The 10,878-nt window shown below is 63.8% G+C and carries 16 protein-coding genes and 1 pseudogene; 10 read left to right on the forward strand and 7 right to left on the reverse strand.

Annotated elements, in window-relative coordinates; genetic code table 11:
- Nucleotides 1-128 precede the first annotated feature (128 nt).
- A complete protein-coding gene (locus KBY67_RS14165) occupies nucleotides 129-596 on the forward strand; it encodes a hypothetical protein (RefSeq protein ID WP_255111728.1) in 468 nt (155 codons plus the stop codon).
- Nucleotides 597-620: 24 nt separating this feature from the next.
- The gene (locus KBY67_RS14170; protein WP_255111729.1) at nucleotides 621-1,292 is read left to right on the forward strand and encodes an isoprenylcysteine carboxylmethyltransferase family protein; all 672 of its coding nucleotides are present in this window, start codon (nucleotides 621-623) and stop codon (nucleotides 1,290-1,292) included.
- A gap of 193 nt (nucleotides 1,293-1,485) precedes the next feature.
- Here KBY67_RS14170 and KBY67_RS14175 read toward each other — a convergent pair whose 3' ends face one another.
- From KBY67_RS14175 to KBY67_RS14200, 6 genes are all read right to left on the reverse strand, one after another.
- A complete protein-coding gene (locus KBY67_RS14175) occupies nucleotides 1,486-1,716 on the reverse strand; it encodes a hypothetical protein (RefSeq protein ID WP_255111731.1) in 231 nt (76 codons plus the stop codon).
- An 11-nt stretch (nucleotides 1,717-1,727) separates the two neighbouring features.
- Nucleotides 1,728-1,982: a hypothetical protein gene (locus KBY67_RS14180; protein WP_255111732.1), complete on the reverse strand. Its 255-nt coding sequence runs from the start codon at nucleotides 1,980-1,982 to the stop codon at nucleotides 1,728-1,730.
- Nucleotides 1,983-2,037: 55 nt separating this feature from the next.
- Complete coding sequence (locus KBY67_RS14185) at nucleotides 2,038-2,313, reverse strand: DUF1651 domain-containing protein (RefSeq protein WP_315855599.1); 276 nt, start codon at nucleotides 2,311-2,313, stop codon at nucleotides 2,038-2,040.
- Nucleotides 2,292-2,570 (reverse strand): galactose oxidase, encoded by a 279-nt coding sequence (locus KBY67_RS14190; RefSeq protein ID WP_255111733.1) that lies wholly within the window; start codon nucleotides 2,568-2,570, stop codon nucleotides 2,292-2,294. The genes KBY67_RS14185 and KBY67_RS14190 overlap by 22 nt, the downstream gene beginning before the upstream one ends.
- Before the next feature lie 65 nt (nucleotides 2,571-2,635).
- The gene (locus KBY67_RS14195) at nucleotides 2,636-2,839 is read right to left on the reverse strand and encodes a hypothetical protein (RefSeq protein WP_255111734.1); all 204 of its coding nucleotides are present in this window, start codon (nucleotides 2,837-2,839) and stop codon (nucleotides 2,636-2,638) included.
- Between the two features lie 124 nt (nucleotides 2,840-2,963).
- Complete coding sequence (locus tag KBY67_RS14200; RefSeq protein ID WP_255111735.1) at nucleotides 2,964-3,119, reverse strand: hypothetical protein; 156 nt, start codon at nucleotides 3,117-3,119, stop codon at nucleotides 2,964-2,966.
- 226 nt (nucleotides 3,120-3,345) lie between these two features.
- Between KBY67_RS14200 and KBY67_RS14205 the strand changes: the two genes are divergently transcribed.
- Nucleotides 3,346-3,525 (forward strand): hypothetical protein, encoded by a 180-nt coding sequence (locus KBY67_RS14205; protein ID WP_255111736.1) that lies wholly within the window; start codon nucleotides 3,346-3,348, stop codon nucleotides 3,523-3,525.
- A gap of 569 nt (nucleotides 3,526-4,094) precedes the next feature.
- Nucleotides 4,095-4,292: a hypothetical protein gene (locus KBY67_RS14210; protein ID WP_255111737.1), complete on the forward strand. Its 198-nt coding sequence runs from the start codon at nucleotides 4,095-4,097 to the stop codon at nucleotides 4,290-4,292.
- A gap of 450 nt (nucleotides 4,293-4,742) precedes the next feature.
- Here the strand turns inward: KBY67_RS14210 and KBY67_RS14215 are convergent, their stop codons facing one another.
- Nucleotides 4,743-6,899: a PhoX family phosphatase gene (locus tag KBY67_RS14215; protein ID WP_255111738.1), complete on the reverse strand. Its 2,157-nt coding sequence runs from the start codon at nucleotides 6,897-6,899 to the stop codon at nucleotides 4,743-4,745.
- A gap of 492 nt (nucleotides 6,900-7,391) precedes the next feature.
- On the opposite strand from KBY67_RS14215, the gene KBY67_RS14220 reads away from it, so the two are divergent.
- From KBY67_RS14220 to KBY67_RS14245, 6 genes and pseudogenes are all read left to right on the forward strand, one after another.
- Complete coding sequence (locus KBY67_RS14220; protein WP_255111739.1) at nucleotides 7,392-7,595, forward strand: chlorophyll a/b-binding protein; 204 nt, start codon at nucleotides 7,392-7,394, stop codon at nucleotides 7,593-7,595.
- A 203-nt stretch (nucleotides 7,596-7,798) separates the two neighbouring features.
- Complete coding sequence (locus KBY67_RS14225; RefSeq protein ID WP_255111740.1) at nucleotides 7,799-8,083, forward strand: DUF167 domain-containing protein; 285 nt, start codon at nucleotides 7,799-7,801, stop codon at nucleotides 8,081-8,083.
- 247 nt (nucleotides 8,084-8,330) lie between these two features.
- Nucleotides 8,331-8,701, forward strand: a pseudogene (locus KBY67_RS14230) (AbrB family transcriptional regulator).
- A 24-nt stretch (nucleotides 8,702-8,725) separates the two neighbouring features.
- A complete protein-coding gene (gene def / locus KBY67_RS14235; RefSeq protein WP_255111741.1) occupies nucleotides 8,726-9,226 on the forward strand; it encodes a peptide deformylase in 501 nt (166 codons plus the stop codon).
- A 37-nt stretch (nucleotides 9,227-9,263) separates the two neighbouring features.
- On the forward strand, nucleotides 9,264-9,938 hold the full coding sequence (locus KBY67_RS14240; protein ID WP_255111742.1) for a transposase family protein: 675 nt from the start codon (nucleotides 9,264-9,266) through the stop codon (nucleotides 9,936-9,938).
- Between the two features lie 2 nt (nucleotides 9,939-9,940).
- Nucleotides 9,941-10,462: an ISAs1 family transposase gene (locus KBY67_RS14245; protein WP_255111743.1), complete on the forward strand. Its 522-nt coding sequence runs from the start codon at nucleotides 9,941-9,943 to the stop codon at nucleotides 10,460-10,462.
- Nucleotides 10,463-10,878 lie beyond the last annotated feature (416 nt).

A 10,878-nucleotide genomic window follows, 5' to 3' on the forward strand; every position in this document is an offset into this window, starting at 1 on the left:
GGTTCAGGAAAGATGTCACCCCTTTGATCCTTCCATCCGGGGGCTTGAGGACATGACCAATGCGCGGATACAGCGAGGCCGTCAAGGCTGATGTGAGGAGGCGGATGAGCCCGCCGCACAGGCAGAGCGTGGCCCGGATTTCTGAGGAGCTGGGCATCCACGTGATCACCCTCTACAAATGGAGGAAGACCTGGCGGTTGCAGGGAGAAGTGGTGCCGGCATCCGAGAAGGAACCAGAAGGCTGGAGTGCTGCCGACAAGTTCACGGTGGTGCTGGAGACCGCAGGCCTGAACGCCACCGAACTCAGCGCCTACTGCCGCGAGCGGGGCCTCTTCCCTGAGCAGGTGAGCCGCTGGCGGCAGGCCGCCACCGATGCCAACGCCAAGCCGGTGCTGACGATGGCCGAGCAGAAGGAGCTCGAGAAGCTCCGCGCTCTCGCCGAGGATCCCCGCTACGCCCAGAGGGCGTGGGAGCTGCAGCAGGCACGCGCCAGGGAGGATGCAGTGGCAAGCACCACCCTCCCCGGCGATCGAGGCCTAGCTGGCAGCGGCGGTGTGAGCGGTTTTGGCGGTCGCGACGCCCGCCAGGACCAATAGGGTGCCTCCAGCGAGGGTGTACGGATGGCTGAATCAGCACGGGACGAGGGCCAGGCTGTACCGGCGGGCTGGAGCCAACTCACGGCGATCAACACCGCCAAAATGCTCACGATCGTGCTGCTGCTGGTGCTGGCGGCCGTGGTCGGGGTGCAGGACATGCGCCAGGTGGTCTATCTCAGCCTGCACATCAGCTACTGCCTCTGGTGGCTGCTGGAGCAGTGGCTGTTTCCCGAGCGGGCTCGCCAGCTGTTCAGCGAGCGTGTGGGGGTGGTGGGGTTTGGCTTTGCCCTGCTGTTCATCGGGGTGCTCTACAGCCTGCCGGGGTTGCTGGCTTTTCTCAATCCCGTACCGATCTCCCAGGTCGCCGTGGCCGTGGCGCTGGGGCTGTTCAGCTTCGGCAGCCTGATCAACGCCAGCGCCGATACACAGAAAACCACCGCCAAGGCGATGGGTGCTGGCCTGGTGAGCGACGGCATCTGGCGGCGCGTGCGCCATGTGAACTACCTCGGCGATCTGCTGCGCTACCTCAGCTTTGCGGTGGTGGCCGGCAACGGTTGGGCCTACCTGGTGCCGGGGCTGGTGCTGCTGATCTATCTGCAGCGCATTGGCCAAAAGGAAGTGCAGATGGCGGCGAAGTACCCCGAGTTCAGCGCCTGGCAGCAGCGCAGCGTCCGGCTACTGCCAGGCCTCTGGTGAGGCCCACGCAGCCGTACTCAGCCGTTACTTTGGGATTCCACGACAAATCAGCAAGGAGCAGCGAAGCGTTGTCGAGATTCGCTTCTTCACGGGAACTGATGAATCAAGAAATAACTGTGAAAAGCAAATCGCTTCTCACAGTTAAGGTGCAGCGCTGCAGCAAGTGATGCCATCGAATTCCTGGGCCTCAATGCTATTCGCCGGCGCTGATCTCGGCGGCATGGCCCACCACCGTCACCAGGTCGCGGTGACCGCACGCCTTGATGCGCAGCATGCAGAAGCCGTTCTCGGCGTTGTGGAAGATGACGCGCTCAATCGAGCCCGTCAGCACTTCGGTGCTCTGCACCTCGGTGGGCTGCGGGCTGGCCTGGGCAGGATCGGTGGAAGTCGGGCGTGGCAGGGCAAGAGTGGCCTGTGGGCTCACTTTTGCAGGGTTCAGCCCTGCGGGTGGCGAAGGGTGCGCCAGTGACCGCTCTCGGTGCTCACCTCCACTCCGAGTCCGATGGGGTTGTTGGCTCCGCTGCCGTCAGCAAGCCCGCCGATGGTGTTGCACCACTGGCTGGCGAAATCCCAGGCCTCCTCCAACGATTCGAAGTCCTGATCGAGCTCAAGGTGGGGTTGGCCGTGGTGATCCACCAGGCGATAACGCCGTGGCTGGTGGCTGCTGCTCATCGGCAAGGATGTGGCCATCGGTTCTGTGCTCAGCTTGGTGGGGGGTGGATCGGCTTGGGTGGTGTGGTGGTGATCACCACTGGGGGCTGCAGAGACTCCAGCCAGCCTTGCGTTTCTCAGACCAGAGCTTGAGAGCCTCGGCCCGGCTCAGCTCCCGGCGTGATTTCAGCAACGGGATCTCCTGGTCGGGGAGCAACTCGCCGGTGGTGATCTCCAATCGCTGGTAGGTGCGTTCCCAGCGGGTAGGGCGAAAGCGCAGCACCTGGCGGCCATGGATCAGCCAGCCCTCTTTGGGGGAGAGCGGAGGCCGCCGGTTGGCAGCAGCTGTCAGGCCCCTTCCGGTGCCCAGCCCTGCTGGCGCATCATGTCATCGGTCCAACCCTGGCAGCGGCGGGTGAGGTGCTCCCCATGGGCCAGCAGCCCCTGGTGCAGTTGGCAGGTGAGCAGGGGGATGCAGCTCATGCCGGTGTGGTGGCGAAACCAATGGCAAGTGAGGCAAACCTTGCGGCTGCGGGTGGAGCTCAGCACGTCCTGATCGAGGTACGGCCAGTCCTCCACGGAGCCGGAACGACAAGGCACAAGGCTGGAGAGAGGGATCGGCACCATGACAACACACGCAGGCGAACATCTGTACTAGCGCTTGTTGGTTCGGTTGTCGCCCCTGCTGCCCCTCAGGCCGCCAGGGATGCGTCGGCCTCGCAGCCGCTCTCCAGCTCTTCCCACACCCGCCGGTAGGCCGCGGTCTGCACTGCGCTCCATGGCTGGGAGGCCGGGTGCCGTGCGGCCACCCGCCGGGCCAGGTCCTGCCTATTAGTAGGCGTGGTTCTCAGGCCCAGGGCGGCCAAGGCCTCAGGGAAATCCGTTGACGGTCCCATGGCTGTCATCAATCGACCGGTGATACCTGGATGTTCGCGACTGCTGCCACCTCTGCAAGAGGCGTTGCCGTTGGCGGTGGGGATGTTCATGGAAGGCGTGCCCCACTGCCAGGTGGGTCAACGATCAGCGGCACTCCTTCTCCTGACGGGACACTTCGGAGGACAAGGGGCCGCAGTTGACCCAGCGCACCATCCCCACCTCCACGTCGGTGAACAGCACAAGACCGCCGAGGAAGAGAAGCGCGACCGCCGTGCCTGAGAGGAGGTTGCCAACTGTCATGGGACCAGTGTTCAGGTCGAACCATTGTGCTGCTGCAGCGCTCCATCACCCAAGCTCTCCCTGCTGAGGCAGCAGGAGAGCGCCTTTCCCATGCCATGGGGCCAGGACGATGACTCACGACACAGTTGGGTGTATTTAGCTACAGACAAATCAGAGCCATCCCTCTGTCGATGAGGCTTATGGTTAAGTTGCGGGTCACTTTTCCCGTTTCTCCCAGTCCCGCCCAATGTCCAAAGCCCCCACCAGCCCTGCCCGCGAACAAGCCCTTCGGGACTCTCTGCTCGTCCGTTTTGCCTCCGCTGCCGCAGCTGGCAACATCGACATGAAAGAGGCCCTCAACCGCGAAGCCACCTACTTGGGCATTCAGCTCAACAAGATCGACGGCTCAACGCCTGGCATCCACTGAAGCCGTAGAAGGCAACCACAGGCCTCAGCAAAGCTGCACTTAACTTTGCACTTCACGAATTCCAGTAATCCTCAAGGCTGTTGTGCAGCAATGAATCTGAGGGATTTGAGTCATCCCTTGAATACCTCCAGCGCCAAGAGCACGTCAGCCCCCTGGAGTCAGCCGCAACGGCACCACTCTCATGTGGCAGGCCCCTCCACCAGCCCCTGAACCATCACATAGGCATCCATGTAGCCCAGTTGCTTGTGGCGAAAGGCCCCGGGCAATGTGCCGACGATGCCGAATCCGTTGCGCTCCCAGCAGCGGATTCCGGGTGTACTGATGAGAGGGGTGACATCTTTCCTGAACCCGGGGGCACCAGCGGGCAGCTGCTCGATTGGGCCCGGGGCCTTTACCTGGATGTGGAGGTTGCCGGAGCCAGTGAGCCCTGCCTCCACTTGATCCCTGACTACGACACGCAAGAGGAGGCCGAAGAAATCCTCGAGGAGGTCTACGAGGCGATCTTTGAGGCCGAGCTCGACTACTGGCATCGCGACAGCGGCACCTGACCGGCGGAGCGCACCTACCCGATGTTCCGCAAGTGGTTCGAGGTGTGCTTCTACCCCCTGATCCAGGACCTGGTGGGAGAGGAACTCAGCGCCATCGAGCTGGATGAAGAGTTCATCGGTGAGCTGCGCATAGCGCTGGAGGGACTGGAGCAGCACTCCTGTCGCCTATTGCTCCACCTCATGCTTGAGAAGCTCGAGCAATCGCTCCACCCGGCCTGACGCCACTTGACTCAGACGTTCGTAGGCCGCTCGCTCCTGCTCCTCGATCTGGACCTGGCTGAGCAGTGAGCGATGGGCTTTCAGATCAGGCCATTGCGCCAGGACAGCTTCAATGCCGCGGGCCTTGTGGACCTTGCGCACCGAGGCGGTGTTGAGCGGCAGGGAGAAGGTGAATCGCATGAGGTGGTCACTGAAGAACCAAGGGGAAAGCGTTGGCTGGGTCCGTTCCATGCACGGACACCATGGCAGCTGGATCACTGGCGGTGAGCATCCTGAACAACCGCCAGCACAGGCGCCCTAGGAGTTTGTTGCCAATAAATCAGCGAGCCACTGGCCATGGCGAATCCTGCGCTTAGTGAACGACTGCATCGGTGTTGTGGCTCTGGTGTTCTGCTGATCGTGCCCATCGATGGGTCTCAGTCAACCCCTCATCGCCTCGAAGCTCCTGGCTCAGGTGTTCAGCAGCGCTGAGCCATCCAGCCGGCGGATCACCACCACGCCGGGCCGGGGTGGGCGGCCGGGGGCCCCGCTGGGCCAGTTCGAGCCGAGCGACACCTGGCGCAGCTGGGAGAAGCGGCCGCCAGCGCGATCCACGAGATTGAAGGCCTGGAACTCCTCCATGCCGGCCTGGTGAGTGCCGTTGGCTTCCCCCGGGTGCTGGACGGCGAGCAGCAGGCTGCGCTCGGCCGGATCGAGGGCGAGGCCGCACAGTTCGCATTCGTTCGGCCCGATGGCGAAGCAGAGGGCTTCACCTTCGGCGACGCCCTGACGGGGGAGCAGCCAGCAGCCGTTGTTGCCGAACAGATCGGTGGCTGACGAACTACTACTGCGGTCGGTCACCATCCAGAGGTTGCCGGCCCGATCGAGGGCGAGGTTGTCGGGATTGGTGAAGCCCAGGCCGCCGGCCCAGGGTTCGCCACCGGTGGCCACCATCCGCCAGCGGAACCGCCCTTCACCGACTGGCCCCGTTTCACTCAGCCGCATCACGAAGCCGTGGGGCCAGCTCGCCTCGCCACCGGGTCCCTGGAACATCGCCGGGTCGGCGCCGCCTTCTTCGTCGGGGCTGCCGGAGGTGAAAGCGATCAACAGGTCGCCCGTGAGCGGATCGAGATCAGTGTCCTCTGGCCTGGCCGTGGGTGTAGCGCCCACTGCATTGGCGGCCAGGTGGGCGTCGATCAGGATGGCACCGAGTTGCTCCTCGCCGCCGCCGGGATACAGGGCGGCCAGGCTGGGGAAGCGCTTTGAGTAGGCCACCACCTCGGCGTCGGCCATGAAGGTGACACCGCCGGCCTGGAGCCGGTCGGGGTTGGGCAGCATCACGGGGACCGACAGGCCGGCGACTCCGAAACCCGAGGGCAGGAAGGGATCGAGCGGCGTGGAGGGCAGCAGCGGAATCCAGCGGCCGCTCCCATCGGCCGAGAAACGGGCCACCTCCAGCCGCCCCTGGCCGAACAGGGCGGAATTGCGCCTGTCGCGCGGATCCTTCACCAGCCCAGCACTCACGAAGCGGTAGAGGTGGCCGCCGCGGCGATCGCAGCCTGAGTACACCACCAGCGGCTGGTCCGCCACGGCCCGCACGGCCACCGCTTCGTGACGGAAACGGCCGAGGGCGGTGTGTTTGGTGCCGGGGTCGGCGCGATCGGACGGATCGATCTCCACCATCCAGCCGTACTTGTTGCCGGCCAGCCCATAGACGTTGCCCAGGCCTTCCAGGTCGCCCTGCCGGCAGACCAGGGGCCGCTCGCGGGGGTGCTGGGAACTGCCATCGGCATACACCGGCTCACAGACGTAACTCTGGAAGTTCTCCTCGGCGCTCAGCACCGTGCCCCAGGGGGTGGTACCGCCTGCACAGTTGGCGAAAGTGCCGATCACCCGGTCCGCGAGGCCGTCGTCGTAGCCGAGCCGCTGACGGCGGCGGAAGACGGCGGCGGCGGGTCCGCTCACCTTGAGGCGCTGCTCCGGCCGGCTCAGGCCGCTCAGGCCGGTGATCCGACGATCGAGTGGGCCGGGGGAGCGCACCCAGCCGCCACCTGGAGCCGCCGTCAGGCTGGCCACGCCGATGCCGAGGTCGGTCATCGCCTGGTCCACCACGCCGCGCAGCAGAGGCCAGAGGGGGTCCGCCGCCGCCAGGGCCGTGCAGTCGATCCGCCAACCCAGGGGCTGGAGGGCGTCGACCAGCTCGGAAAAGGGCAGGGGCTGGCCCACCACCTCGGCGAACCCCTCCAGCCAGGGGCGTTCGCTGATGTACTCGAAGTTGATGGTGAGCAAGGCCTGGCCTGGCCCCCGGGGGGTGAGGGCCAGGAAGTCGTTGTTGTAGCCCACCCGGCTGTCGCCGAGGGGATCCCCCCAGGCCAGCAGCAGGTCAGAGCGGAAGCCCTCCGGCACCACCAGCCGGTCCTCCAGGACGTAGCGGCCGTAGCGACGCCGTTGCTGTTCGGCCGTCAGGCCATCGGTGGCCAGGGGCAGGGGGGCCAGCACCGGCTCGAAGGGCATGGCGGCGGAGGCGCGGGGCACAGCGGCCGATGCGGATGTGGCCAGTCCTGGAGCCGCCAGAGCTCCACTGCTCAAACCGAGCAAGACCAGGAACTGGCGGCGGTGAAGGGTCATCGGGGCGCTGGGCAGCGGGGGGTGATGCGGGCCAGGCGGCTCGTCTGCAGTGAACTGAAATTGTCATCGCTGACCTGCGGCAGTGTCGGTCGTCCATCCGACAGTGGCGGGCCGCGGGCAGGACCTTCCCAGTTCTCCGTGAACAGGCCTATGAGGAGACGGCCGATGGTTCCCGATTTACCCGATGTGGCGACGGCGCTGGAGCTTCTTGGTCTGACGGTGGTCCCGGAGGATTTCGAGGCGTTGGCCTGCCAGGTGCCTGGACGCACCCTGCTGCTGAGGCCATCAGCGCCGCCCAGATCCTGGCCTACCGGGTGGTATGGGAGGCGGTCGAAGAACGCATCGAAAGCCGGAGCGGAGGTGGCCTCTGAGAGGAAGACCGGCCTACCTGCCTGAGACCAGGATTTGTGCGCAGATCAGAACTAGGTATTCCTCCCTACGTCAACCACTGAGCGATATCCGTAACTTTTTTTGTACTCACAAGGGTTCCCCATGACTCGAGCCACTCAAGCCAACGACACCTGGTTCCTGAACACTGCCGCCAAGCAGATCCGAGACGATGAGCTCAGACGTGCTGAGCGTCTCAACGGACGCGTCGCCATGCTGGGGTTCACGATCGGTTTGATCGTGGAGGCGTTCAGCGGAGATGGCATCCTCAAGCAGATCGCCGATCTCGCTCTTCTGTCCCAGCGTTGAGGCGGGTCGTTCTCTGCGATCCACCAACGCTTGCGGCCACCACAATCGCCCTTTCTCCTCGCCGGCCCTTCACCGATGGCGCCGGCTTTTTTTGCGATCGCAGGGAGAGAGGAAGCGGCAGCATCAACCGCTGCTGATCATCCCCATGCCCTCATTGCTGCGGCATGTCAATTCAATCCTCGGCAGACAGTGGGATGGGATGAATGACTACCAGAGAGAGCATCGCCCTGTGGATCCACCCGAGCAGCCGTCGCAACGAGGTGGTGGGGCTGAGGGATGACGCGGTGGTGATCCGCCTGACGGCCCCGCCGGTTGAGGGTGCTGCCAATGAGTCATTCCGGCGATTCGTCGCCGAGCGACTTTGCGTCGCTCCCAGCAGGGTGACACTAGTGCGTGGCCAGAGCAGCCGGCGCAAATGGATCGCCGTGGAGGGGTTCTCGGTGGACGAGGTGCGGTGTGCCCTTCTGGAGTTGAGTGCCCCCCAGTGATGAGTAGAGCCTCTCTGGATCTTGGGATTGTCTCTGGCACGGTTGCAGGCCGGCACTACAGCTTCAAGGCGATCGGCTCCTATCAACAAGCCCAGGACCTGCTCCGCCAGGGTCACCGGTATCTGGAGCGGAACGGTGATGGAGAGGCCTGCGAAAGTTTGCACCGCTGAAAAGACCATTAACTACACAATTGGCGTAGGCAGCCTCAACCATTCAGCTATGTTGTATCGATTGCTGCCCCACATCTATGTCGCTCACCGGCCCTGATCTGCTTGCCAAAGTCAAGGAACAGGGAGATGCCTCCAAGTCTGACTGGTGCGCGCTGCCGGTTATGTGAGCAGCAAGAAGAACGGCAGCGAGCGGCTGAATTTCACCGCTTTCTACGAGGCACTGCTGGAAGCGAAGGGCGTCAGCTTCGGCAAGGATGCTGGCCATGGCAAGGGCAAAGCTGGCCGCAGCCTGAGCTACATCGCCAAGGTGCAGGGCAATGGCAACCTGTTGGTCGGCATGGCCTACACCGGACTGCTGGGCCTCAAACCAGGCAATGAGTTCGAGATCAAGCTGGGCAAGAACCAGATCCGGCTGGTGCCCGTGGGTGGGGCAAACGAGGAGGAGTGAGGACTCCAGCTTGAAAGACCGTTCATGACAGAACGAACCGTCCTGTGCCTGGGTGATCCAAGCCTGCGCCAGATGTCCCGCCCCGTCACCAGGTTTGGGACACCTGATCTGCTCGCTTTGATCACCGATCTCCGGGACACGATGGCGGCTTGCGATGGGGCGGGTCTGGCCGCTTCGCAGATCGCTGTGCCGCTGCGGGTTGTGATCTTTGGCATCACCTTCAACCCGCGCTATCCAGATGCACCCCCAATACCGGAAACAGTGCTGATCAATCCAGAGATCACCCCGATCGACGAGGCACGGGATTTGGGCTGGGAGGGCTGCCTCAGTGTTCCGGGGCTACGAGGACAGGTGAGCCGCTGGCGGGCGATTCACTATCGAGGCTTCGATGCAGATGGGCATCCGATCGCGCGATCAATTGATGGCTTTCATGCCCGCGTGGTTCAGCACGAGTGCGACCATCTCGATGGGCGGCTCTTCCCTGATCGACTGGAGGACACGCGGGCCTTTGGCAGGGCTGATTAAAAGTGTGTCACAGGCACTCTGGCCTTGAGCTGTCTGGATGGGGTTTGGTCGGTGGTATCGCCCCGTCCTTGTGCCCGAAACCGCTCCTGCCGCAACCGATCTTGATCTGATCAGTTACCTGCAGGCGATTCCGGATGCCCGCATGCGGCGTGGGGGGCGCATTCCGGCCTGGTACCTGCTGCTGGTGGCGGTGCTCGGGGTCCTGAGCGGTTGCCAGAGTCTGCGGGATCTGGAGCGGTTTGCCCGCCGCCACCACGGCGCGCTCACCCAATCGCTGGGCCTTGAACTGCGGCGGCCGCCATCGGATTCGGCGTTCCGCTACTTCTTCCTGCAGGTGGATGTCGCGGCCTTGTGTGCGGCCATCCGTGACTGGACGATCGCTCAGATCCCAGGTGGTGCAACGGACCTTGATCAGCTGGTGTGTGTAGCCCTTGGCTTCCGCGAAGCGGTTGGCAAGACGCTGCGGGGCTCAATCGAGTCCACGAAAGGTGGTGGCTCAGCGTTCATCGCGCAGGTGACGCTGTACTCGGCCGCCTTGGGTGTGGCGATCTCACAGGCCTGCTACGCCACCGGTGAGAACCACGAGCGGACAGTGCTGAAACAGCTGCTGGGCGAGCTCGACCTGGAGGGGGTGCTGATCCAGGCGGATGCCCTCCACACCCAGAAACCGTTTTCTGGCAGCTCCAGGAGCAGGGGGCCGACTTCCTGCTGACCGTGAAGGGCAACCAGAAGACTCTGCACCGTCAGATCCGCAGCTTGTTCCAGGGGAAACGCCACATCCCTTTTCTCGCAATGGATCACGAGAAGATCCACGGGCGCGACATCACCTGGACGCTCCGCGCCAAACAGGCACCGGAGCACATCCGTGAGGGCTGGATCGGCACCAGTTGGATCGTGGAGGTGACCGCCATTGGCACTCGCGACGGCAAGATCTTCCGGCAGACCCATTTCTTCCTCACCAGCTTGCGCACCACCCCAGAAGCCCTGCTGCAACTGGTGCGGGATCGCTGGAGCATTGAGAGCTGGCACTGGATCCGTGACACCCAGCTGCACGAGGACGCCCATCGCTACCGGGGCAACGGCGCCGGAGCGATGGCGACGCTGCGCACGGCAGCCCTCAACCTGCTCCGACTGGCTGGATTTCAGTCGATCCGAGCCGGCATGCAGGCCGTAACCCACGACATCACGGCGCTACTGGCGATGGCGACGAGAAAGCCAGAACCAAGCTTGAGTTAAGACTTTGAATCAGCCCTGGGCGGTAAGGTATCTCGCCATGTTCAGGGTGTTTAGGTTTTCACTAGCAAGAACGATAGGCGAAAATACCGGCAGGGGTAGCCCCCTCAGGGAGGACCCGTAATCTCTCCAGGTAAGCTATACAAATTGTCCCAGGCTTACCGCTTCGGATCATTCGGCCGATCGTTCAACAACTCCGGCGCATCACGGTGCAGCCGCTCGAAGATGCGGGCGTAGCCGTCAGGATCGCGGCTTGGGCCTCGGCTGATGTGAGTGAGAAGGCTGACTGACCGACACATCTCAGGTAAGACCGTCGACTGAGACAGCACCGCACAGAGCATCGAGGAGCGGCGGCAGCTCAATTCGTGTGAACCAGGGCTGCTTCTGGCGGCGCTGCACGCCAAAGCTGGGGATGCAGG

The organism is Synechococcus sp. RedBA-s (assembly GCF_024345495.1).
Taxonomy (GTDB): Bacteria; Cyanobacteriota; Cyanobacteriia; order PCC-6307; family Cyanobiaceae; genus Regnicoccus_A.